Source organism: Blautia hansenii DSM 20583 (genome assembly GCF_002222595.2).
GTDB lineage: Bacteria > Bacillota > Clostridia > Lachnospirales > Lachnospiraceae > Blautia > Blautia hansenii.
In genome coordinates, this window is record NZ_CP022413.2 from 169,179 (window position 1) to 193,804 (window position 24,626).

The 24,626-nt window shown below is 38.2% G+C and carries 24 protein-coding genes; 18 read left to right on the forward strand and 6 right to left on the reverse strand.

Going from position 1 to position 24,626, the window contains the following annotated elements:
* Positions 1–79 precede the first annotated feature (79 nt).
* The 5 genes from CGC63_RS00815 to CGC63_RS00830 all read left to right on the forward strand — a co-directional run bounded on the left by CGC63_RS00815 (position 80) and on the right by CGC63_RS00830 (position 2,500).
* Positions 80–784 carry a zinc metallopeptidase gene (locus tag CGC63_RS00815; protein ID WP_040351287.1) on the forward strand — a complete coding sequence of 235 codons (705 nt, stop codon included), beginning with the start codon at positions 80–82 and terminating at the stop codon, positions 782–784.
* A gap of 147 nt (positions 785–931) precedes the next feature.
* Positions 932–1,159 (forward strand): hypothetical protein, encoded by a 228-nt coding sequence (locus tag CGC63_RS15570; RefSeq protein ID WP_022239663.1) that lies wholly within the window; start codon positions 932–934, stop codon positions 1,157–1,159.
* Between the two features lie 36 nt (positions 1,160–1,195).
* Positions 1,196–1,645, forward strand: coding sequence for a hypothetical protein (locus CGC63_RS15575; protein ID WP_004223938.1), 450 nt, complete (start codon positions 1,196–1,198; stop codon positions 1,643–1,645).
* Positions 1,642–2,082 (forward strand): DUF4869 domain-containing protein, encoded by a 441-nt coding sequence (locus tag CGC63_RS00825; protein ID WP_004223937.1) that lies wholly within the window; start codon positions 1,642–1,644, stop codon positions 2,080–2,082. Before CGC63_RS15575 ends, CGC63_RS00825 begins: the two co-directional genes overlap by 4 nt.
* Positions 2,072–2,500, forward strand: coding sequence for a hypothetical protein (locus CGC63_RS00830; RefSeq protein ID WP_004223932.1), 429 nt, complete (start codon positions 2,072–2,074; stop codon positions 2,498–2,500). The genes CGC63_RS00825 and CGC63_RS00830 overlap by 11 nt, the downstream gene beginning before the upstream one ends.
* Positions 2,501–2,853: 353 nt before the next feature.
* Here CGC63_RS00830 and CGC63_RS00840 read toward each other — a convergent pair whose 3' ends face one another.
* On the reverse strand, positions 2,854–3,150 hold the full coding sequence (locus tag CGC63_RS00840) for a hypothetical protein (RefSeq protein ID WP_009247547.1): 297 nt from the start codon (positions 3,148–3,150) through the stop codon (positions 2,854–2,856).
* A 52-nt stretch (positions 3,151–3,202) separates the two neighbouring features.
* Positions 3,203–3,844: a hypothetical protein gene (locus tag CGC63_RS00845; protein WP_154965434.1), complete on the reverse strand. Its 642-nt coding sequence runs from the start codon at positions 3,842–3,844 to the stop codon at positions 3,203–3,205.
* 217 nt (positions 3,845–4,061) lie between these two features.
* On the opposite strand from CGC63_RS00845, the gene malQ reads away from it, so the two are divergent.
* From malQ to CGC63_RS00870, 5 genes are all read left to right on the forward strand, one after another.
* The gene (gene malQ / locus CGC63_RS00850; protein ID WP_004223924.1) at positions 4,062–5,540 is read left to right on the forward strand and encodes a 4-alpha-glucanotransferase; all 1,479 of its coding nucleotides are present in this window, start codon (positions 4,062–4,064) and stop codon (positions 5,538–5,540) included.
* 13 nt (positions 5,541–5,553) lie between these two features.
* Positions 5,554–6,597 carry a LacI family DNA-binding transcriptional regulator gene (locus CGC63_RS00855; protein WP_009247545.1) on the forward strand — a complete coding sequence of 348 codons (1,044 nt, stop codon included), beginning with the start codon at positions 5,554–5,556 and terminating at the stop codon, positions 6,595–6,597.
* A 22-nt stretch (positions 6,598–6,619) separates the two neighbouring features.
* Positions 6,620–8,884 carry a glycogen/starch/alpha-glucan phosphorylase gene (locus CGC63_RS00860; RefSeq protein WP_004223919.1) on the forward strand — a complete coding sequence of 755 codons (2,265 nt, stop codon included), beginning with the start codon at positions 6,620–6,622 and terminating at the stop codon, positions 8,882–8,884.
* A 110-nt stretch (positions 8,885–8,994) separates the two neighbouring features.
* The gene (locus tag CGC63_RS00865; RefSeq protein WP_004223917.1) at positions 8,995–9,546 is read left to right on the forward strand and encodes a chromate transporter; all 552 of its coding nucleotides are present in this window, start codon (positions 8,995–8,997) and stop codon (positions 9,544–9,546) included.
* The gene (locus CGC63_RS00870; protein WP_004223913.1) at positions 9,543–10,079 is read left to right on the forward strand and encodes a chromate transporter; all 537 of its coding nucleotides are present in this window, start codon (positions 9,543–9,545) and stop codon (positions 10,077–10,079) included. Before CGC63_RS00865 ends, CGC63_RS00870 begins: the two co-directional genes overlap by 4 nt.
* Before the next feature lie 67 nt (positions 10,080–10,146).
* On the opposite strand, the gene CGC63_RS00875 is transcribed toward CGC63_RS00870, so the two are convergent.
* The 3 genes from CGC63_RS00875 to CGC63_RS00890 form a co-directional block, all read right to left on the reverse strand.
* Positions 10,147–10,305: a GNAT family N-acetyltransferase gene (locus CGC63_RS00875; RefSeq protein WP_004223910.1), complete on the reverse strand. Its 159-nt coding sequence runs from the start codon at positions 10,303–10,305 to the stop codon at positions 10,147–10,149.
* Between the two features lie 245 nt (positions 10,306–10,550).
* A complete protein-coding gene (locus CGC63_RS00885) occupies positions 10,551–11,591 on the reverse strand; it encodes a threonine aldolase family protein (RefSeq protein ID WP_004223904.1) in 1,041 nt (346 codons plus the stop codon).
* Positions 11,592–11,628: 37 nt separating this feature from the next.
* Positions 11,629–12,495, reverse strand: coding sequence for a helix-turn-helix transcriptional regulator (locus CGC63_RS00890; protein WP_022239655.1), 867 nt, complete (start codon positions 12,493–12,495; stop codon positions 11,629–11,631).
* A 137-nt stretch (positions 12,496–12,632) separates the two neighbouring features.
* On the opposite strand from CGC63_RS00890, the gene dapF reads away from it, so the two are divergent.
* The 6 genes from dapF to CGC63_RS00920 all read left to right on the forward strand — a co-directional run bounded on the left by dapF (position 12,633) and on the right by CGC63_RS00920 (position 21,013).
* On the forward strand, positions 12,633–13,475 hold the full coding sequence (dapF, locus tag CGC63_RS00895) for a diaminopimelate epimerase (RefSeq protein ID WP_022239654.1): 843 nt from the start codon (positions 12,633–12,635) through the stop codon (positions 13,473–13,475).
* 132 nt (positions 13,476–13,607) lie between these two features.
* Positions 13,608–14,696: a GTP-binding protein gene (locus CGC63_RS00900; protein WP_009247538.1), complete on the forward strand. Its 1,089-nt coding sequence runs from the start codon at positions 13,608–13,610 to the stop codon at positions 14,694–14,696.
* A 27-nt stretch (positions 14,697–14,723) separates the two neighbouring features.
* Positions 14,724–15,674: a TIGR03943 family putative permease subunit gene (locus CGC63_RS00905; protein WP_004223893.1), complete on the forward strand. Its 951-nt coding sequence runs from the start codon at positions 14,724–14,726 to the stop codon at positions 15,672–15,674.
* A 10-nt stretch (positions 15,675–15,684) separates the two neighbouring features.
* Entirely contained in the window at positions 15,685–16,272 is a 588-nt protein-coding gene (pth, locus tag CGC63_RS00910) for an aminoacyl-tRNA hydrolase (RefSeq protein WP_004223891.1), read from the forward strand.
* 4 nt (positions 16,273–16,276) lie between these two features.
* Positions 16,277–19,825 (forward strand): transcription-repair coupling factor, encoded by a 3,549-nt coding sequence (mfd, locus tag CGC63_RS00915; protein ID WP_004223890.1) that lies wholly within the window; start codon positions 16,277–16,279, stop codon positions 19,823–19,825.
* Between the two features lie 78 nt (positions 19,826–19,903).
* On the forward strand, positions 19,904–21,013 hold the full coding sequence (locus tag CGC63_RS00920) for a peptidylprolyl isomerase (RefSeq protein WP_009247536.1): 1,110 nt from the start codon (positions 19,904–19,906) through the stop codon (positions 21,011–21,013).
* Between the two features lie 156 nt (positions 21,014–21,169).
* Here the strand turns inward: CGC63_RS00920 and CGC63_RS00925 are convergent, their stop codons facing one another.
* Complete coding sequence (locus CGC63_RS00925; protein ID WP_004223888.1) at positions 21,170–22,531, reverse strand: MATE family efflux transporter; 1,362 nt, start codon at positions 22,529–22,531, stop codon at positions 21,170–21,172.
* 95 nt (positions 22,532–22,626) lie between these two features.
* Here CGC63_RS00925 and CGC63_RS00930 point away from each other — a divergent pair, with 95 nt between their 5' ends.
* Together CGC63_RS00930 and CGC63_RS00935 are read left to right on the forward strand one after the other, a co-directional pair.
* Complete coding sequence (locus CGC63_RS00930; RefSeq protein ID WP_004223884.1) at positions 22,627–23,856, forward strand: endonuclease Q family protein; 1,230 nt, start codon at positions 22,627–22,629, stop codon at positions 23,854–23,856.
* A gap of 1 nt (position 23,857) precedes the next feature.
* Entirely contained in the window at positions 23,858–24,589 is a 732-nt protein-coding gene (locus tag CGC63_RS00935) for a hypothetical protein (protein WP_004223881.1), read from the forward strand.
* Positions 24,590–24,626: the final 37 nt, after the last annotated feature.

The window sequence follows — 24,626 nt, forward strand, 5'->3', positions numbered from 1 at the left end:
TAATTTATGCTTTGTTTCTTGTATAAGAATAGGTGTGGGGAATATACTGTTAGTACTGATTTTATAGGAGATGAAAAAAATGTATATTGATTATACGTATATTGCGTATGTTCTACCCGCAGTGCTTTTTGCCATGTGGGCAAGTTCTAAAGTGAACAGTACCTTCCGGAAATATTCCTCACAGTATTCCCTGCGGAATATGACAGGACGGGATGCAGCCAGAGCAGTATTGGATGCACATGGCTTGTATAATGTGAGGATTGAAAGAGTGGCAGGAAATCTCACAGACCATTATGATCCGAGAAGTAATGTTATCCGGCTTTCTGACAGTGTATATTCCCAAACCTCTACGGCTGCAATCGGAGTAGCGGCGCATGAGGCAGGACATGCAATTCAGCATGCGCAGGGATATGTACCTATTAAGCTTAGAAATGCCATTATACCCATTACCAATCTGGGCTCAAAGCTTGCCATGCCTTTGATTTTAGTAGGGCTTTTATTTGCAGGAACAGGTTCTGCAATGGGTGAGCTTGCCTATTTGGGAGTGGCGTGCTTTGGCTTGTCTACACTGTTTCAGCTTTTGACATTGCCTACGGAATTTGATGCCAGCAGACGAGCCCTTCGTGCTATTGAGGGATGTAATATTCTGACGGATACGGAAATCGCAGGCTCCAGAAAGGTGCTGACAGCGGCAGCGCTTACTTATGTGGCGGCGCTTGCTGTGTCACTGACGCAGCTTTTAAGACTGTTGACTATTGTAAACAGAAGAAACGATAGAGATTGATAGGGATTTTATAGCAGGATTTTTTAAATAACTTGCATAGAATGATTAAGAAAGGTCGCAGAAATGCGGCTTTTTCTTTTTGCTCATTTCCTTGTGCTATAGGTGGAAATCAGTTAAAATAGAGTGCAGAAAGCAGGTGAACTAGTCATGGCTAAAACGTATTTATGGATAGAAGACAGAAAAGGAAAAGCAAGTTATACATTTGGGATAAGTTTCATGGAACAACTTTGTCCGGATGTAATCGTTGAAAGCAAAAAGAACAATAGTGAATTAGTGAAGGCAGTTAAAGCATTACAGGATGCAGAGAATAAGTACATCATTGTTTTTGATAATTCTTTTGATAATTTGCAGATTGTGATGGAACAGAAATATTAAAAAAAATATGCAGATGAGAAGAAAAATGTTTTTCTGTTGGATATAATTTGTTTTGAGTATATTCTTTTAGAATTTAAAGAACTAATTGAGTGGATTTATGCTTCGGAAGATGAATTTTTGGAAAAAAGAGCTGGAATGATTGAGGCAAGACATAAACTTGTGCAAGCTTTACAGAATGATAATCTTGATTATAAGGAAATTCAAGAAATTGTGAAATATGATAAAAATATTGAAGAACATAATATTGAGCAATTAACAGCAAGGCTTCTGTTTGATTTGACGAGAAATACCGGGTTTGAAGTGTCAAAAGGGGTTCTTGGAGAATGTTGGATAAGGTCTTGTTGCGAATGGGAGAAGCGACAGGAAGATGACATCTGTGGATTAGATAATAGCAAACTATCTGTGGTTGAGAAAATGAAACGGATTTATGCAGGAAGTTCATTGAAAACACAGTTTCCTAAGGTTGGATTGGAGGTAGTGGCATGATAACGATTTTTAAGAACAAGAAGGATATACCTCAGGATAAAGAATATATAGAACTGAATGACATATTTTTTAATCAAAACACGGCAGCTAAATTAGATGAGAGGGCAGCAAAATATATTAAAATGATAGATTGCTCGGAGTTTCTTAGTAAATATAAAATTCGCTCACGATTTGAAGATATTACATTGAATACAGATCAACTTTCCACGGGGTGTAAAACAGTATTGAATGTGTTGTATTTTCCGGACAAGGTGTTTTGCTTAAAAGAATGTGGAAATAATGCCTTAGAAATATTGTATAGCTTTGAGCAAGGATATGTGTATAGTGATTATGCAATAATTCCTTTTAATATGGAACATGTAAAGGTTCAGACAAGCGAATGTAAAGTAATTGAAGATTATGAGGAGTTAAAGGAGTGGTGGGAAAATGAAAAGTAAACCGATTGTGATGAAGCATTTTTCAACAGTGCACACCTCGTTTGTAGTAGACTTTACATTTACAAACAACATAACGATTTTAATGGGGGACTCCGGAACAGGAAAGACAGCAACCTTCTCATTTATTAGAGAGTGTATGGCGCTCAATTCTAAAATTTTGTGTATGGATAATTATGATTATCAGAAAAATATAAAAGAGATAATTGTCCGTACCAAAGGGAAACTGATTGTTATTGATAATGCAGACATTTTATTAGATGACGATATAAGAAAGTATATTTCTTTAGATGATAAAAATCAGTATTTAATTATAGGAAGAAATCCTAAAAATTTATTTGCGACGAAAGAGAATTTATTTGAGCTGGAGAGTAAAAAAATCGGAGAGCAGACAGTGTTTAGGATAAAGCCATATATGTAAGAAAAGGGTCATTTTGTAAACAGCGATTTTATGTATAATACGTATATGGAATTGAGAGAGGGGAGTTAAAGTGAAAGAATTTATTTCTGTAAATAAAAGAAAGATATATACAGTGCTCTTTCTTATTAGTTTGCTTGTGTATTATAAAGTTTATTGGTTCTTGTATTCCATCATCGTATCTCAGTTTTCACTGCCCATAGGAACACTTTCAATAATAGATTTTATTTTTATGTTTCTTTTCCTCCTCTCGGCAGTGCCGTGTTCAGAACTGTTAAAGCGAGGAATTTTAAAATTTCTGGAAATGTAAAAAACTATACATTTCCAGAAATAAAAAAGACCATCTTTCCGTAGAGTTACAGCTTAAATGGAAAGTAAGAGGCTGTTTTATATATTAGGAAAGCACCTAAAATAAGAACAGTCCATTTGAGCATAAAAAGGATAGAATTTTTCAAAGGGGACATATTGGCGTAGTCTATTTTAAAATCTACAAAACACGTGGAAAGAACACAGGTTAAACTTAGAGCAGGGCAGTCATACCATAAGTTTGAAGTTGATAAAAGTATATAAGCGGTTACAAAAAAAGTTATCCATGCTGTTATGCGAACAAAATAGACAGAAATTTTATGGTTAAATGCTGTAAACTTTTTCATATCAGATATTCCTCTTTACGATGCAGCTTTTAAAAATATAGATTTTAATCTGCTAATTTTGAAAAGTCAGTGTTTGGTGGTCATAGCAATATTGGTAGTGAACCGGCATAATAGAAGAAGATGTCATAAATGAAATATGTGCATAATTGTCTTCTGTAAAATCTAAATCTGTATTATCAGACATGGTCATTGTACCATTGTTGTAAAAATCTCCATTCACGATATATTCAAGCTCATATCCATTTCTAAACCACATATCCACATCGCCTGAAAACTGTTTTGAAGAACCATCGTGATTTTTTTCCATATTTACAAGGTATATATTGGATAATCCCCAATAATGTCCCGACTCACTTGTTTCACAGTATAATTCCAGCTGAGGCTTATAAGTAGCAGTCACATCAAGAGGTATATTTAATATTCGATGGCATTTGGAAGATGTGTCGCTGTCAGCGCTTTCTTCAGGAAATAATTTGAGAGCTTTATCGTAGGATATCTCGGCTGCTTCAGCGTAATGCGTTACCATTTCTGAGAAACTCATTGGCTCACTGAAGGTTACATTTGAGTTTTCAGTGCTACGAATGTCTATAACGTCTGTGGTATTAAGTTTTGTGTTTTTTTCTGTATAGATAATAGAAGAAAGGGCAGCTAGGGAAAGAGTTGCAGCTATTAAAATTTTTGTTGCTTTTTTCATTGCGATACCTCCTTGCTCTATAAGACTTTTCAACATTATTTAAAAATTTTCTTTTTTTTTATTATATCACAGTTTATCATATTATCATAATAAAATTTGTTTCTTCTTGCATTTTAGGGAAAAATATGCTATTGTATTTTTACAAAGTATTGGAAACGTTACCGATATCGTTACCGGAAACGCATGAGAAAGAACAGGAATATAAGGAGAAAGAAAAATGAGAGCGAGCGGAGTGCTGCTTCCGATTTCATCACTGCCTTCAGCTTATGGAATTGGCAGTTTTTCAAAGGAAGCTTATGAATTTGTGGAACAGTTAAAGACAGGAGGACAAAAATATTGGCAGATTTTGCCGTTAGGTCCTACGGGGTATGGGGACTCACCATATCAATCTTTTTCTACTTATGCAGGAAATCCTTATTATATAGATTTAGAAACATTGATAGAGGATGGTCTTTTGACAAAAGAGGAATGTGATGCGTGTGATTTTGGAGATAATCCTTCTTATATTGATTATGAAAAAATTTATTACCAGCGTTTTTCTATTTTAAGAAAAGCTTTTGCACGTTTTGAGGCAGATGAGGATTTTTATGATTTTGTAAAGGAAAATGAATTTTGGCTTGAAGATTACAGCCTTTATATGGCAATTAAAAACAGCCTTGACGGTATTAGCTGGAGTCAGTGGGAAGAGCGTTTAAAATGCAGAGATGCAAAGGCGTTAGAACAGAAAAAGCAGGAATTGGCAGATGAAGTGCAGTTTATTCGTTTTCAGCAGTATGAGTTTACAAAGCAGTGGCAGAAGCTGAAAGCATTTGCTAATGAGAGAGGGATTTCTATTATTGGAGATATTCCCATTTATGTTGCTTTTGACAGTGCAGATGCGTGGGCAAATCCTGAGCTTTTCCAATTTGATGAAAATTCAGAACCCACAGCAGTTGCCGGCTGTCCGCCGGATGCTTTTTCAGCAACGGGACAACTGTGGGGAAATCCTTTGTATAATTGGGAATATCATGCTTCTACGGGGTTTGCGTGGTGGATACAGCGTTTAAAATATTGCTTTAAACTTTATGACGTGGTACGTGTAGACCATTTCAGAGGTTTTGATGAATATTATGCAATTCCTTACGGAAATGAGACTGCCGAGTTCGGTGCATGGCAGAAGGGACCGGGGATTGACTTATTCCGTGCAGTAAAGCAGGCACTTGGTGATGTAAACATTATTGCAGAAGATTTAGGGTACTTAACTGACAGTGTACTAAAGCTATTGCAGGATACCGGCTATCCGGGAATGAAAGTACTTCAGTTTGCTTTTGACTCAAGGGAAGAAAGTGATTATCTTCCACATAATTATAATAAAAATTGTGTTGTTTATACAGGAACACATGATAACGATACCATTTTGGGATGGCTGGAAGAAATGGCGCCAGAGGACAGAGCTTTTGCTCAAAGATATATGAATAATGAAAAGTCTGTTGCCGAAGAACTTCCTTGGGATTTTATTCGTCTTGCAATGGCATCGGTAGCGGATTTAGCGGTTATTCCTGTTCAGGATTATTTGGGGCTTGGAACAGAGGCCAGAATTAATAAGCCTTCTACTTTGGGATATAATTGGAAATGGAGATTAAAACGGGGACAGTTACAGGAAGATATATTAGAAAAAATGTATGATATGACAAAACTTTATGGAAGGATTTCCTGAGAAGGGCATAAAGATGGGAAACATGACGATTAAGGATATTGCAAAAAAATGCGGTGTTGGCGTAAGTACAGTATCAAGAGCAATGAACAATCATCCGGATATCAATCCTAAGACAAAAGAGCTGATTATGAAAACTATTGAAGAATTTAATTACGTACCGAACAACAGCGCCAGAAATTTAAAAAGAATACAGTCAAAAGCCATTGCTGTACTGGTAAAGGGAATTGGGAATACTTTTTTCAGTGATATTGTAAGCGGTTTGGAAAGAGAGTGCCAAAAGAAGAATTATAGCTGTATTTTACAGCATGTAGAGGAGCAGGAGGATGAGCTGGACATTGCGCTGCATATTATTAAGGAAAAAAAGCTTCAGGGATTAATTTTTCTGGGGGGAAGTTTTTCGCACCCAAAAGAAAAGATGGAGCAGCTTGAAGTACCTTATGTGCTCAGTACCATTCGAACAGCAGGAGAAAATTGTGAGCAGTATGCTGCCGTATCCGTAGATGATTTTAAAGAGAGCTATAAAATGACAGAATATCTCCTTCAATTAGGGCATGAAAGGATTGCGATTTTGACAGCACCTAAAGAGGACGAGAGTATTGGAAAGCTTCGTCTTATGGGATATGCACAGGCATTAAAGGATAAAAAAATACCTGTTCAGGAAGAATTGATTGGTTATATGGATGCGAAAAAAGACCGATATTCTTTTCAGACAGGATATAAGCTGACAAAGGAACTTTTAAAAAAGACCGATTTTACAGCTTTATATGCTACCTCGGATACTTTGGCGATTGGCGCATGCAGAGCTTTAAAAGAAGCCGGAATTTCTGTTCCTGATGAATGTTCCGTGGCAGGGTTTGACGGTATGGAGGCAGGAGAATTTTATATTCCGAGTATTACAACCATACGTCAGCCTGTGGAGAAAATTGCGAAAGCAACGGCAGAGCTGCTGTTTGATATGATAAAAGGAAAGGAAGTTCCCAGACAGTTGGTTTTTGAGGGAGAACTTTTAGAAAGAGAGTCAACAGCTTTCAGCTCTTGCCATGAGAGTGTAAAATAAGCAGAAATAGAGGAGAAATGACGTGGAAGAAAAATTGCAAATATTATTAAAAGAGAAATTTAACAAAAATCTGGATAATTGCAGCAAGGAAGAAATTTTTGAAGCATTACTTCTGCTAACGAAGGAAGCAAATGGAAAACTTCCGAGAAACGAAGGAGAAAAAAAGCTGTATTATATTTCCGCAGAATTTTTAATAGGAAAGCTCTTATCTAATAATTTAATAAACTTGGGATTATATGAAGAAGCAGAGCAGATTTTAAGAAAACATGGACATGAGCTTTGCGAAATAGAAGAGTTGGAATGTGAACCTTCTTTAGGAAACGGAGGCTTGGGAAGATTAGCTGCTTGTTTCTTGGACTCTATTGCCACATTGGGACTTCCGGGAGATGGAATTGGATTAAACTATCATTTTGGATTATTTCAACAGAAATTTGAAAAATTAAAACAAAAAGAACTTAAAAATCCATGGATTACCAAAGAAAGCTGGCTTACAAAGCAGCCGGAATGTTTTAAAGTTGATTTTAAAGATTTTTCTTTGAACGCAGTGTTGTACGATATTGATGTACCGGGATACCAGTCAGGATGCAGTCGTTTACACTTATTTGACGCAGAGACCGTAGATGAAACCATAGTAGGAGAAGACAGTATTGATTTTGATAAAGAAGAAATCAAAAAGAATATTACGCTTTTCCTTTATCCGGATGACTCTGACGAAGCAGGACGTAAACTGCGTATTTATCAGCAGTATTTCATGGTAAGCGGTGGCGCACAGTTTATTTTAAAAGAATGTGAAGACAAAGGCTATGATTTGCACAAGTTGTGGGAGCATGTCGTAATTCAGATTAATGATACACATCCGTCTATGGTTATTCCTGAGATTATTCGCTTGCTTCTAAAAAAAGGATTTTCTATGGATGAAGCAGTGGAAACAGTTACGAAGACCTGTGCATATACGAACCATACGATTTTAGCAGAAGCTCTTGAAAAATGGCCGATAGAATATTTAGAGGAAGTAGTTCCTCAGCTTATTCCGATTATAAAAGAACTGGATAAGAGAGTTCGCAGAAAGTATAAAGACAAATCTGTATATATTATTGATGATGAAGACAGGGTGCACATGGCTCACATGGATATTCACTATGGTTTTTCTGTAAACGGTGTTGCTGCGCTGCATACGGATATTTTGAAAAATCAGGAACTGAAAAATTTTTATGATATTTATCCCGAAAAATTCAATAATAAAACAAACGGAATTACATTTCGTCGTTGGCTTTTACACTGCAATAGGCAGTTAAGTGCATATATTGAAGAATTAATCGGAAGTGGGTTTAAACAGGATGCAAGTCAACTGGAAAAGCTTATGGATTTTGCAGATAATCAGGCAGTTTTCCATAAACTGGCAGAGATTAAACGAGAAAAGAAGTTGGAATTTAAGAAATTCCTTCAGGAAACACAGGACGTTGAAATCAATGAAAATTCTATTATGGACGTTCAGGTCAAGAGACTTCATGAGTATAAACGTCAGCAGATGAATGCTTTATATGCCATTTATAAGTATTTGGATATTAAAGCAGGAAATAAACCAAAGACACCGATTACCATGATTTTTGGTGCAAAAGCAGCACCGGCTTATGTTATTGCAAAAGATATTATTCATTTAATTTTGTGTTTGCAGGAGTTGATTGAAAACGATGAGGAAGTACGTCCGTACTTTAGAGTTTTGATGATTGAAAATTATAATGTTTCTAAAGCTGCAAAGATTATTCCGGCAGCAGATATTTCAGAACAGATTTCTCTGGCATCAAAGGAGGCTTCCGGTACAGGGAATATGAAGTTTATGCTTAATGGTGCATTAACCTTAGGTACAGAGGATGGCGCAAATGTAGAAATCCGAGACTTGGTAGGTGATGAAAATATTTACATTTTCGGAAAGAAACCACAGCAGGTTATTGATTTATATGAAGAAAAGGGATATTGCTCAAAAGATATTTATGAAGAGGATGAACTTATTCATAAGTTGGTAGATTTTATTGTGGGCAAAGAAATGCTTGCTATCGGTGATGAAAAAAATCTGAAACGACTTCATAAAGAACTAGTAGGTAAAGACTGGTTTATGACACTTCTCGATACTAAAGAATATATTGAAACCAAAGAAAAGGTATATCAGGATTATGAAAATCAGGAGGAATGGAATAAAAAGGTACTTGTAAATACTGCAAAAGCAGGATTTTTCTCATCTGACAGAACTATTGAACAGTATAATAAAGATATTTGGAAATTGAAATAAAAGATTGAAAAGCTTTGCCGGAATATTCATTTTTATTCTTAGGCTATACAAGGCAAAAAAATTGTGTTAATTTTATATGTGTTAAATTTTGAAGCTAGGAGGAAAGAAATTTGAAGGAACTGGCAGAGCTTTTTTGGATTTTTGCAAAAATGGGAGCCGTGACTTTTGGGGGCGGTTATGCCATGCTTCCGATTATCCAAAGAGAAATCGTGGAGAAAAGGCAGTGGGCAACTGAGGCAGAGGTTATGGATTACTATGCAATAGGTCAATGCACACCCGGTATTATTGCAGTAAATACTTCCACTTTTATCGGATATAAGAGAAAAGGAATTGCCGGAGGTTTTACAGCAACTTTTGGTTTTGTATTTCCGTCTCTTGTGATTATTACAATTATTGCGGCATTTCTTCAGAATTTTGCACATATTTCTTATGTAGCGCATGCTTTTAACGGAATTCGTGCCTGTGTATGTGCTCTGATTTTAGATGCAGTTATCAAATTAGGTAAAAAGTCTGTAATTGATAAGTGGTGTGCCGTAATCTGTGTTGTGATTACATTATTAAGTGTGTTCACTTCTTTATCCCCGGTTATTTTGGTAGTGCTGGCAGCAGTTGCCGGAATTTCCATTAAGAATATTCAGAAGATGCAGGGGGAAAAGAAATGATTTACTTAAGACTTTTTTATGAATTTGCCAAAACCGGACTCTTTGCAGTGGGTGGTGGTATGGCGACTATTCCATTTTTATATGCAATTTCTGAAAAAACTGGTTGGTTTACAGCAGCAGATATTGGAAACATGATTGCAATTTCTGAGTCTACACCGGGAGCTATGGGTGTGAATATGTCCACTTATGTAGGATTTTCTGTAAAAGGCGTTTTGGGTGCAGTGATTGCAACGTTGGGGCTGGTGTTGCCATCTATTATTGTGATTTTAATTATCAGCAGGATGTTAGAGAAATTTAAAGACTCTAAGCTGGTACAGAAGATATTTTACGGTTTGAGACCGGCATCCACAGGCCTGATTATTGCAGCAGGCGTAGGAGTGGCAACAGAAACTTTCTTTGGCGGCAGTGTAATACAGTGCGTGGAGAGAGGAATTTTAGCAGTGGTATTGTATTTTGCCATTTGTAAGTGGAAAAAGCATCCTGTGGTCTATATTGCAGCGGCAGCAGTTGCGGGGATTATTTTTCAGTTGTAGAAATAAAAGAAAGGGACAGCCATATTCAATATTTTAAATATATATTTTATGGTTGTTCCTTCTTAAATCATTTCATTTTACGCCAATCACTTTCTAAAATTGCCATGAGAATATCATCGGCATAATTATTTTCATCCATAATGGCATCTCGCCGAATACCTTCCCTTTTAAATCCGGCTTTTAAATATACTTTTTCTGCACGTGGATTAAAGGAGTAAACATTCAACTCTAAACGATGTAGTTTTTATTCTTCAAACGCAAAATCACGGGTGATTTCTGTAACCCAAGTGCCAATTCCATGCCCTTGCTGGGAAGATGAAAGCAGAAAGCACTTAGGCAGAAGATAAAGAAAGCTATCTGATAGCAAAAGGAAAACGGGAGAAAGAAATTTCAAAATTGATTAAAAAATTGCCGGTGAAAAGATAAAGAGGAGTTGCTGCATTAGCAACAACTCCAATTATAAAAATGTGATTATAAAAGTCTATTGCACATTTCTTCAAAATCTTCTACAAAATCTTTTACTGCATTTTCGTTTGTCGCCCATGAAGTACAAAAACGCAGACAAGTATGGTCTTTATCCGGTTTACACTGGAAGGTAGTCAGATATTTTTTATTGATTTCATCCGCAAGAGCATTTGGGAAAATAGGGAAAATCTGGTTTGTAGGTGCTTCGCATAAAAGCGGAATACCGGCTTTCTCAAAAGCTTCTTTTATTGGCTTCATCATGGCAATGCTATGAGCGCCTGCTTCAATATAAAGATTATTTTTAAATAATTCTTCAAATTGAACACCTAAGAACCAGCCCTTTGCCAGAATAGCTCCTTTTTGCTTCATGTTGAAACGGAAACGTTCCTTGAAGTTTTCATTTACAAGAACTAAAGCTTCTCCAAACATAGCTCCGACTTTTGTTCCTCCGATGTAAAAAGCATCACACAGCTTTGGCAAATCGGGGAAAGTAAGGTGTGTTTCCTCTTTTGCTGCCAGTGCGGCGGCAAGACGGGCGCCATCTATATAAAAGTACAGGTCGTGACGTTTACAGAAAGCATATAAATCTTCTAATTCTTCTTTGGTATAAACAGTTCCCACTTCCGTAGGATTGGAAACATACACAAGACGAGGGTCTACCCAATGTTCGTTTTCGTGCATATCAAGAACAGGACGGATTAAGTCAGGAGTCAGTTTCCCGTTTTTGGTAAGGACTGGGCATACCTTGTGTCCTGTGGCTTCAATAGCGCCCGTTTCATGGGTGTTGATATGACCTGTTTCTGCACTGATTACTGCCTCAAACGGTTTTAAAATGTGAGAAATAAAAGTCAGGTTTGTCAGAGTTCCCCCTGCGATAAAATGAATATCGACACTAAAGTCCTCTAATGCTTCCTGAATATAATCTCTGGCAGCATCAGAGTGGATATCCTGCCCGTAGGAATGATTTTGATGATAGTTTATAGTTTCTAAAGCACGAAGAATAGCAGGCTGCATACCTTCGCTGTAATCATTCTGAAAACTGTACATGTGAAATCCTCTCTTTCTGTGTAAACATTATGTGTTTCTATTCTACCATAGAATTGCCATTATGCCCATTTGAAAATTCACGATTTTTCGCACTGGTATGGAAATGTTTTTTGTAGGCTCTGGAAAAAGTAGAATAATTTTGAAAACCGCTTAAATAACAGGCTTCTGTTACAGGTGTTCCGGACTGTATCAGAGCTTTGGCAAAAAAGAGCCGTTTAATGGTAATATAATTCCCAACGGTATAGCCGGTGGAAGCCTTAAACAGGTGCATCAGGTGGTAACGGCTGATGAAAAAGCGTTCAGACAAATTGTCGATAGTTAAATTATCAGAAAGGTGTTTGTTAATATAGTCTAAAATGAAAAGAATTTTTTCGTTTTGACAGGTGTTGTCAGGATAAATGCTCTGCTGATTTAAAGCAGCCCGATTAAGTAAAATGAGGAGCTGAGAAACCAGCGTTTCCTGATAAAGTTTTCCGGCATAAAGAGAATTTTCTTTTATTTCATCTTCCAGACACAGCAAAATATCCCAAATATGTTTTTGATACAAAGATGGAACACGCATAACGTAAGATTGCCGCTTTCTGGCATTGGTAAAGCACAGAGATAGGTCATTATCCTGAAAGCTTTTTAAAAACGTGGAGGAAAGATATAAAATTTGTCTTTCATAGCAGGTGTCACTTTGTAATTGCGGACAGTGAATTTCTTCCGCAGGAATTAAAACAATATCTCCCGGCAGCAGATGAAAAGCACGTCCTTCGATGTGATAGATAACATCCCCTTTTAAAAAGAAAAGGATTTTATAAAATTCGTGGTAATGGTAATGAAAATCCTGTCGGGAGGTTGTCTGTAAATGAAAATAGCGGAAATTTTCGGTTAAATAGCCTGTTTTTTGATAAGTATTCATGGCGCTCCTTTTAAACAGCATTATTTGCAATGTTTTTAACACTATAAGGATATTATAACACAAAAGTGTTTGATACACTAATAGTATCAAGCATACTATATTTAGAGAAGAACTTTTTTCGGAAGAAGGAACAGAATATGGAATTTTATAAATATCACAGTTTGGGAAATGATTATCTTATTTATGACTGCAATAAAAATCAAGAGGCGCTGGATAAGGAGAAGATTGTCAAGCTTTGCAATCGCAATTATGGTATTGGAGCAGATGGAATTGTAGAAGGCCCTTATAAAAAAGAGGGGAAAATGTATGTGAAGGTTTACAATGCGGACGGCTCGGAGGCAGAGCAGGGAGGAAATGCTATCCGTATTTTTGCTCATTATTTAAAGACAATAAAAGAAGTACAAAGCGAAAGCTTTTCTCTCTACACAAAAGGGGGAGAAGTGAAGCTGCGTTTCCTGAACAGAGAGGGTACTCGAATTCAGATGACAATGGGACAGCTCTCCTTTGACAGTGAAAAAATAGGACTTACAGGACCAAAAAGAGAGGCGCTTCATGAGTATTTTAATTTTGGAGGGGAAGAATATGCGTGTACCTGTGTGTCTGTGGGAAATCCTCACTGTGTGATTATTACAGATGAGATTTCAAGGGCAAAGGTTTGTGCAATCGGAAAATATTCAGAGGTGGCAGATTATTTTCCGGAGCGTATCAATACTCAGATTGTAAAAGTGCTGGATAAAAACAATATTCAGATTGAAATTTATGAGCGAGGTGTAGGTTATACGCTGTCCTCGGGAACTTGCAGTTGTGCAGCAGCAGGGGCAGCATACAGACTGGGACTTATTGACTCTGATGTTATGGTACACACGCCGGGAGGAAAGCTGTGGACGCAGATTGATGAAAATTTCAATGTGAAAATGATTGGAAGCGTAAAGGGAATTTGCAGAATTGAGTTATTTGAAGACTTTTTCAGACAGATATAGGAATATGGTTTAAAACATTTGCTCTTTTGATGAGAAATGTGTTATACTTACCAGCAGGGACAGGGGCGGAAGAAGGACTTTCGTCCCCTTTTGAAATGTAAATATGAGTTTATGGAAGAGGAGATGTGTGTAATGACAAAAATTGACATTTTTTCAGGATTTCTCGGTGCAGGAAAAACAACTTTAATAAAAAAACTTCTTACAGAGGCATATAAAGGAGAACAGGTGGTTCTTATTGAAAATGAATTCGGTGAAATCGGTATTGACGGAGGCTTTTTAAAAGAAGCAGGTATTGAAATTCGAGAAATGAACTCCGGTTGTATTTGTTGTTCTTTAGTAGGAGATTTTGGCGAGGCTTTAAAAGAAGTCATTGAAAAATATCATCCTGACAGAATTATTATCGAGCCGTCAGGAGTAGGAAAACTTTCAGATGTAATCAAAGCCGTTCAGAAGGTAGAAGACGCAGTTGACATAAAATTAAACAGCTTTACAACTATTGTGGATGTTACAAAATGCAAAATGTATATGAAAAACTTCGGTGAATTTTTCAGCAATCAGATTGAGTATGCGGGAACAATTATTTTAAGCCGTACAGATACAGAAAAAGCAACAGAAGAGAAGATTGTGACAGCAGTGGAAATCATTCGTTCTTTAAATAAAAAAGCAGCGGTAATTACGACTCCGGTAGAGAAATTAGCGGGAGAGAAAATTTTGGATATTATGGAAAATAACCGCTCTTTAGAAAAAGAACTGATGGAAGAAGAAGCTTGTCCTGTATGTGGCGGACATCATCATGAGCATGAGCATCATCATCACGATCACGAAGAATGTGGTTGCGGATATGACCATCACCATGAGCACGAGCATCATCATCACGACCACGAAGAATGCGGCTGCGGACATGACCATCACCATGAGCATGAACACCATCATCACCACCATGCAGACGAGGTGTTTACAAGCTGGGGTAAGGAAACTGTAAAGATATATTCACAGGATGAAATCAAGAGTATTTTGGATACACTTTCTAATGATGAAAGCTACGGTATGATTTTAAGAGCAAAAGGTATGGTAGAAGGAAAAGATGGACAGTGGATTTACTTTGATATGGTTCCGGGAGAAGCGGATATCAGAGAAGGTTCTGCTGATTACACAGGACGTATCTGCGTTATCGGCTCTAAAATTCAGGAAGACAAGCTGTCAGAATTATTTGGTATTTGAGATTTTAAATAAAGGGAGAAAACAGAAATGGACGAAATCAGAGTGCCGATTTATTTTATGGCAGGATTTTTAGAAAGCGGAAAATCTACATTTTTAGATTTTACCATTGCTCAGGATTATTTTCAGATAGAGGGCAACACCCTGTTAATTCTCTGCGAAGAAGGCGAAGTAGAATTTGATGAAAAGATGCTGAAGAAAAGCAGAACTTCCGTGGAGGTATTAAACAGCTTAGATGAATTAACACCGGAAAGACTGGTAGCTTATGATGCTTTTTATAGTCCGGAACGAGTGATTATAGAATACAACGGAATGTGGCAGGTAAGTAAATTCGAGGAAATGCAGCTTCCAAAGGACTGGGGCATTGTGCAGCACATTGTTACCGTAGATGCCAGCACCTTTCAGGTGTATATGAACAATATGAAATCCCTGTTTGTGGAAATGGTGAGAAATGCAGATATGGTATTGTTTAATCGTTGTTCTATGGATATGCCTCTGGCATCCTTCAGAAGAAGCGTAAAAGTAGTAAATCAGGGAGCAGAGATTATCTTTGAGGATGAAGAAGGCGAAATCGAAGATATTTTTGCGGAGGAAATGCCATTTGATGTCAATGCAGATGTAATTGAAATCATGGACGAGGATTACGGCATCTGGTTTATTGATGCTATGGATCATCCGGAGACTTATAAAGGCAAGAAGGTTGCTTTTACGGGTATGATATTAAAATCCAGAGAATTTCCCAAAAATGTTTTTGTTCCGGGAAGAATGGCAATGACCTGCTGTGCAGATGACACCAGCTTTATCGGATATATCTGTAAAAGTCCGGAGGCGAAAAATTTGCGTACAGGTAAGTGGGTAAAAGTTGTGGCAGAGGTGGATTATGAGTACGTTTCTTCTTATCACAAAGAAGGACCGGTGCTTACAGCTATTTCTTTAGAACCCACAGAGCCTTTAAAGCAGGAACTGGTATATTTTAACTAAGGAGAGGGATATGTTATTAATAGCGGGACTTGGAAATCCGGGTAAACAATATGAAAAAACAAGACACAACATGGGTTTTGATGTTGTGGATGAACTGATAGACCGTCATGAAATTCCACAGGCAGGAATTGCTCATAAAGCTTTATACGGAAAAGGAATAATTGGCGGAGAAAAAGTAATTGTGGAAAAGCCTTTGACTTATATGAATTTAAGCGGAGAGTCTGTAAGAGAATTTATCGATTACTATAAAATGGATCCGGAAACAGAGATGATTGTCATTTATGATGACATTGATTTAGAGCCGGGACAAATTCGTATTCGAAAAAAGGGAAGTGCAGGAGGGCATAATGGAATTAAAAATATTATTGCTCAGCTCGGCACACAGAATTTTTACCGCATTAAGGTAGGTGTAGGAGCAAAACCAAAGGGATGGGATTTGGCTGACTACGTTTTGGGACGTTTTTCTTCCAAGGAGAGAGAAGTGGTAGATGCAGCTATTCAGGATGCGGCAGATGCGGTGGAAATGATTATTGAAAAAGGAATTGATGCAGCAATGAACCATTATAACGGTTCAGGAAAGAAGAAAAAAGAGGAGTAAAATCATGCAGGTATTCATGCAGCCTTTAGAAAATCTGAAAGAATTTGAAGAAATTACACAAAAGCTTCCAAAAAACGAAGGTATTTTGCAGCTCTCAGGCTGTGTGGAAACTCAGAAAGCCCATATTATGTATGGGCTTTTTGAAGCGATGAAAAAAAAGACAGGACAGGAAAAGGCTAACTGTCTGATTATTGCGGAAAATGATTTAAAGGCAAAAGAGCTTTATGAGGATTATCGTCTTTATAATCGTGAGGTTATGTTTTATCCTGCCAAGGATTTGATTTTCTTTGAGGCAGATGTACACGGAAATCTTTTGACAAAAGAAAGAATGAAGGTTTTGGCTGCGCTTTTGGAGAAGAAGGGCGTTACGGTTATTACCAGCATGGGAGGCTGTATGGATTACCTCCTTCCCCTTGAAACCATAGAGAAGCATGTACTGCATTTTCAAAGTGACAGCCCCCTTGATATGGATAAACTGAAAAAACAGCTTTTAGGAATGGGATATGAGAAAAATGCACAGGCGGAAGCACCGGGACAGTTTTCTTTTCGAGGGGGAATTATTGATATTTTCCCACTGACAGAGGACAATCCTGTGCGTATTGAGCTTTGGGGTGATGAGATTGACTCTATCCGAAGTTTTGATGCAGAAAGTCAGCGTTCCATTGAAAATTTGGATGAAATTACCATTTATCCGGCAGCAGAGATGTTGTTAAGTGATGAGGTTTTAAAAAAGGGAATAAAAAAAATCCAGAAAGACAGAGATGCAGCAGTACAGAAGTTTCGAGATGCTTTTTTAACAGAGGAAGCAGGCAGATTAAAGCAGGTGGTAACAGAAACATTGGAAAATCTGACAGAATTTCATGATTTTTCGGCAGCAGAGCATTTTCTGCGGTATTTTTATAAAGATGTAGTTACTTTTACCGACTATTTTGATACGGAAAATACGTTGATACTGTTGGACGAAACCAATCGTTTGCTGGAGCAGGCACAGGCTGTGGAAACAGAATTTCGGGAAAGTATGGAGCACAGGCTGGAAAAGGGGTATTTGTTGGCAGGGCAGACGGATTTATTAATCAGTACCAGACAGATACAGCAGAAAATAAACAGGAAGAATTGCGTTTCTCTTTGTACCATTGAGCAGCACAAAGGAGACTGGGATATTACGGAGCAGTATTATATTACGGCTAAATCTGTCAGCCCTTATAACAACAGCTTTGAACTTTTGGTAAAGGATTTAAAACGCTTTAAAAAGGAAGGGTATGGTGTGTTGCTGCTGTCGGGCTCCCGTACCCGTTCAGCACGTCTTGCCGAGGATTTGCGAAATGAGGAATTGAACAGCTTTTATACAGAGGATATGGACAGAGTCATTGAACCGGGAGAGATTATGACAGCTTTCGGTCATGCCAAGAAGGGATTTGAATATCCTCTGATTAAATTCGTGGTGATTACGGAGTCGGATATTTTCGGACAAGAAAAGAAGAAAAAACGAAAGAAATCCGAATACAGCGGCAAGCGAATACAGAGCTTTAATGAGCTTAGTATCGGAGATTATGTGGTTCATGAAAATCATGGACTGGGAGTTTATAAGGGAATTGAGAAAATTACCGTAGATAAAGTTGCCAAAGATTATATTAAAATTGAGTATGCAGGTGGAAGCACTCTTTATATTTTGCCTAATCAGTTGGATATGCTTCAGAAATATGCAGGAGCGGATGCCAGAGCACCAAAACTGAATAAACTTGGGGGACAGGAATGGAATAAGACTAAGACAAAGGTTCGTGGGGCAGTAAAAAACATTGCCAAGGATTTAGTTCGCCTGTATGCCGCAAGACAGGCAACACAGGGCTTCCAGTATGAACCGGACACGGTATGGCAAAGAGAATTTGAAGAAATGTTTCCTTTTGAGGAGACCGATGACCAGCTTATGGCAATTCAGGCTGCCAAACAAGACATGGAAAGCAAGAAAATCATGGACCGTCTGATTTGCGGTGACGTAGGTTACGGAAAGACAGAGATTGCTATTCGTATTGCATTTAAGGCGGCACAGGAAGGAAAACAGGTGGTTTATCTTGTACCAACTACAATTTTGGCACAGCAGCATTATAATACTTTTGTACAGCGAATGAAGGATTTTCCTGTAAGAGTGGATTTGTTATGCCGTTTCCGTACACCGGCACAGCAGAAAAAAACCATTGCAGATACCCAGAAAGGGCTGGTAGATATTCTGATTGGAACACACCGGGTTCTCTCCGATGATGTGAAGTTCAAGGATTTGGGGCTTTTGATTATTGATGAAGAACAGCGCTTTGGTGTTACTCATAAGGAAAAAATTAAGAAGCTGAAGGAAAATATTGATGTTCTTACTCTAACTGCCACACCTATTCCAAGAACACTGCACATGAGTCTTATTGGTATTCGTGATATGAGTGTGCTGGAAGAAGCACCTATGGACAGAATGCCCATACAGACTTACGTTATGGAATATAACGAGGAGATGGTGCGTGAGGCAATCAGCAGGGAGCTGGCAAGGGGCGGACAGGTTTATTACGTTTATAATCGTGTCAATGATATTGATGAAGTTACAAATCGTGTGGCAAAATTAGTGCCGGAAGCCAACGTAGCCTTCGCTCACGGGCAGATGCAGGAGCATCAGCTGGAAAAAATCATGTATAGTTTTATTAACGGAGAGATTGATGTGCTGGTTTCTACTACCATTATAGAAACAGGTCTTGATATTTCCAATGCGAATACCATGATTATCCATGATGCAGACCAGATGGGACTTTCCCAGCTCTATCAGCTAAGAGGAAGGGTTGGACGTTCCAACAGGACCGCTTATGCCTTTTTGATGTATAAGAAAAATAAAATGTTAAAGGAAGTAGCTGAAAAACGACTTCATGCTATCCGTGAATTTACGGATTTGGGAAGCGGATTTAAAATTGCCATGCGAGATTTGGAAATCCGTGGTGCAGGAAACCTGTTAGGAGCAGAACAGCACGGACACATGCAGGCAGTGGGTTATGATTTGTACTGTAAGATGCTGGATGAGGCTGTGCGGGAGGAAAAAGGACTGAAGCAGCAGGAAGACTTTGAAACAGCCATTGATTTGGAAGTAAATGCCTTTATTCCGCCGAAATATATTCCAAATGAATATCAGAAATTGGATATTTATAAGAGAATTGCAGGTATCGAGTCAGAGGAAGAATATGAAGATATGCTGGAAGAGCTTATGGACCGATTTGGCGAACCTCCAAAAGCTGTTCAGAACCTTCTGGCTATTGCTAACTTAAAAGCGCTGGCTCATAAGGCATATATCAAGGAAATCAAACAAAATGGCACTGATGTGAAGATTACCATGTTTGAAAGAGCAAAAATTGACGGGGCAGGATTTCCGCAGATTTTGGATAAATATAAGAATAATTTAAAGATGAAGTTAGATGAAGTGCCGTATTTTATGGTTTCTTTAAAGGGAAGAAGACCAAAAGAGATTTTAGATGTGCTGAATATTCTTCATGATATTTTAATGGATTTTCAAGAACTGATACTGAAATAATTCTTGCTCGGATAAGGAAAAGCGTCTATAATAAAACAAGATATTTATACCTACAAAAGGGATTTACAGGAGGAACTTATGAACAGAACAATGAAAAAGCTGTTATGCCTTACAACAGCAGGTGTGTTGGGATTATCTGCGCTGGCAGGCTGCGGAAGCAAAAAAATAGATGGAACAAAACCACTTTTAACAGGAAAAGAAGATACAGTAACAGTAGGAACAGGAAATTTGGTGCTTCGTATGAACCAGGTACAGATGATGTCTTATATGTCCATGATGGGCGGCGGCACAACCGGCATGTGGGAGCAGAAGACAGAGGATGGAAAAACTTACGGCGAGCAGACAAAGGACAGTGTACTGGAACAGTTAAAAGCAATGATGCTGTTAAAAGAACATGCGGCAGATTACAAGGTTTCTGTTTCTGATGAAGAAAAGAAAAGTATTGAAGAAGCTGTAAAAAAATTCATGGAAGCGAATACAAAAGAAACGATTGAAAAGCTTTCTGTACAGCAGTCCGATATTGAACAGCTTTTGACATTGTTTACTTATCAGAATAAGATGTATGACCCGATGACAGCTGATGTAGATACAAATGTGGAAGATACAGAAGCTGCTCAGAGCGCCATTACTTATTGCAAGGTAAGCACAGCAGACAAGACAAATGAAGACGGAACAACAACACCTCTTACTGATGAGGAGAAAAACGAGAAAAAAGCACAGGCACAGAGTGTCTTAGATAAGCTTTTAGCTTCTGATGACCCTGCTATGGCAGATGTAGATACTCTTGCAAAAGAAGTGGATGAGAATTTAAGCGCTTTAGACACGACTTTTGGTGCAGAAGATACTTTATTAGATGAAAAACTTCTGGAAGCGGCAAAAACATTGCAGGACGGACAGGTTTATGAAAGTGTTGTAGAAGGCGAAAATGCTTATTATGTAGTCAGAATGGATCAGGTTTTGGACAGAGAAGCAACAGACGCTGAAAAAGAACAAATTGTAAACGAAAGAAAACAGGAAGCATATCAGAAGCTTTTAGATGAATGGAAAGAAAAAGCTGAAATTACTGTAAACGAAAAAGAATGGAAAAAGGTGACTTTGTCTGATAATGATGTTTATACATTAAAACAGCCTGAGACAGAAGAAACACCGGAAGAAGGAACTGAAAACACGGAAGGTACACAGGAATAAAAAGAAGGAGTTGTCACTCTAAGTAATTATCCGGAATGTCGGTAAATTTTTAGCGAATTTGTCGAGCACGTTTTGAGATTATAAGCTCAAAGTGAGCGCAGACTGAGCGTAAAATATATCGACATTCTGAATATATACTTGAAGTGCAACTCCTTTTTAATTTATCCTCTGTTTCTCCAATCCATGTATCCAATCGGACTTTAAGAAGTAGATAAGGAAAGTAATAGAACTTAACGTCCATGTCAGTGGATAAGCCCAGAAGATAACGTGAATATCAGGGATAAAGTGTACCGCTGCAGTGATATAGCTTACGCGGATAATACACCAGCATATCAGCATGACGAACATAGGAACTGTGGATTTTCCCGCACCACGCAAAATTCCTGCCATACAGTGTGAGAAGGCAAGAAGAAAATAAAACAGGGCGTCAATACGTGCCTGGTCTGTTCCATAGGCAATAACCTGAGGGGTGTCGTTAAAAGCTGCCAGAAATTGGGGTGCAAAGAAGTAAATAACAACTCCAATCAATTCAGCTATGGAAAGAGAACAGATAACACCGAATACAGCCCCTTTTTTTGCTCTTTGATATTCCTTTGCACCTAGATTTTGGCTGATAAAGGTAGTTAGCGCCATGGCAAAGCAGGTGATAGGGAGAAACGCAAAGCCCTCTACTTTGGAATAGGAACCGCAGCCTGCCATTGCCATTTGTCCGAACTTGTTAATATTGGACTGAACAACTACATTTGCCAGTGAAATAATGGAGTTTTGCAGTCCTGCCGGCAGACCATTGGAAATAATCTGGCGGAGCATCAGCCAGTCCATACGAATACGGGACGGATGTATTTTGTATTCTTCCGGGCTTTTTAAAAGTTGAAGCAAGCATAAGAGCGCACTGATAAACTGAGAAACTACAGTAGCAAAAGCAGCAGCGCCTACACCCATGCCTAATCCTGCTACGAGAATTAAATCCAGCACAATGTTAATAATAGAAGATATAATTAAATAAATTAAAGGGTGCTTGCTGTCACCTACAGACTGAAGAATTCCCACAAGGAAGTTATACATAACAAAAGCCAGAGAACCGCAGAAATAAATGCGGAAATAGGTGACTGAGTTTGGCAGAACTTCAGCAGGAGTTCCCATCATCACCAAAATCTGAGGCGCTGCGGCCACACCCACAACAGTCAGTAAAATTCCTGACACAATACCGAGAGCTACGATGGTATGAATAGCTCTTTGCACTAAATCAAATTTCTTTGCACCGAAATATTTTGCAACGACAACACCTGCACCAATGGCAATACCATTGAAAAATCCAACCATAAGGAAAATCAGATTTCCGGACGAGCTTACGGCTGCCAGAGCGCTGCTTCCCAGATAATTTCCTACGATTAAGGAGTCAGCAGTATTGTAAAGCTGTTGAAATAAATTACCGAAAAACAGTGGGACAGCAAATGCGATGATTTTCTTCCAGATAGGACCGCTGGTCATAAGAGTTGCTGAAGAACGATTGTCCATAGTTGTAATGCCTCCGTTTTGATACTATAATTAGATAATCATACTATTAAGTATAAGGTCACTGTAAGGGAAAAGCAAGTATTGAGGAGAAAATTATGTTTATATCAGATTTGCATATACATTCTAAATTTTCCAGAGCAACCAGTAAAGACTGCGATTTGGAGCATCTGGAAATGTGGGCACGAAAAAAGGGAATACAGATTTTAGGCACAGGAGATTTCACCCATCCTGTATGGCAGGAGGAAATAAGAGAAAAGCTGGAGTCTGCCGAGGACGGTCTTTATCGGCTGAAAAAAGAATATCGGATTTCAGACGGATTTGTGCCGGATACCATAACACCTAGATTTGCAGTTACAGGGGAAATCAGCTCTATTTATAAAAAAGGCGGAAAGACAAGGCGAGTTCACAGCCTGCTGATACTTCCCAGTTTAGAGAAAGCACAGAAATTATCGGAAAAATTAGAAAAAATCGGAAATCTTCATTCTGACGGACGTCCGATTTTAGGGTTGCCCTGTAAGGACTTGCTGGAAATGCTCCTTGAGACCACGGAAAAAGGAATTTATGTACCGGCACATATCTGGACACCGCATTTTTCTATGATGGGAGCATTTTCTGCATTTTCATCTCCTGAAGAATGTTTTGAGGAATTAACACATTATATTCATGCCGTGGAGACAGGCTTGTCCTCTGACCCTGCCATGAATTGGAGAGTTCCTGCCATTGAAAAGATGCAGCTTATTTCCAATTCTGATGCACATTCTCCGTCAAAACTGGGAAGAGAAGCTAATTTAATGGAAATAGAAATGTCTTATAATGGTTTGGAAAAAGCCATTCAGACGGGAGAAGGGCTTTCGGGAACCATAGAATTTTATCCTGAGGAGGGAAAATACCACCTTGACGGACACAGAAAGTGTCAGGTTTGTCTTACGCCAAAACAGACAAAGGAGCAGGGAGGAATATGCCCTGTATGCGGGAAAAAGCTGACCGTAGGCGTACTGCACAGAATAGAAGAGCTGGCTGACAAGGAAGAAGGATATATAAAAGAAGGAGCAAAGCCTTTTGAAAAGCTGGTTCCGTTAATGGAAATTATTGCAGAAGACATGGGATATTCCACTGCTTCTAAAAAAGTTTTTGAGAAATATCAGCAGGCTCTGTTAAAGCTGGGTACAGAATTTGAGATTTTAAGAGAAATTCCTTTGGAGGATATTAAGAGGCAGATGGGAGAAACGATTGCAGAGGGGATTTCTCATATTCGAAAAGGTGAGGTACAGTGTATTTCCGGTTTTGACGGAGAATACGGAAAGATAAAGGTTATGGAACCTTGAGGTGAAGAGATTGAAAAAACGAAAATGGTCTAAAATTTTTCTTATCTTGTATGTAATATGTGTATTATCTTACACAGCAGCCAGAATTATTTTAAAGGAATACGGATATTTTTATTATGACTTTTTTGAAAAGGGTAAAATGCTGTTATTATTGATAGGCGCTGTTTATATTTGGTGCATTGGCGTAGGAAATCTGAAACGATATAAAATGCGATATCCTGGCAGGAGCATTACAGGAGGCTGTATTTTACTGGGAATATTTACCGTAGTATCCGTAGGATTTTTCGGAAATTATTTTGTCAGGACTATGTCAATGTGGGAAACTTCGGCATATCAGCCTGTCGAGGAACGGGAAGAAAAAGCGGAGGAAACGGAGGAAAGCAAGACGCAGGAGCAAAGGGGAGTTTATGAAACCGTCGAGGATGCGTATCAATATCTCTATGATGAGGTTCTTTCTCTCTCCTATTCCTCCAGCAGCTCTCAATATAATGCAAAAGGAAATTTCTATGCTGTTTTGGAAACCGGTATGGGTACTTATGAAGGACAGGAAAATGTTCCGTATACCATAGAGGTGGTTTACGATAGAATTTCGGACGACGGGGAGTCTTATATGTTTAATTTTTATAAGATATATGAAACAGCGGAGGGTGACATCACAGATTTCGGATTGCGTTATCTTGTGAATAAATATACGGGAAAGATTACGGCAGAAGAAGTATCGTGGGGAAATTAAAAAAAATGGAGCATTGCTTAAAGTGACCGCTCCATTT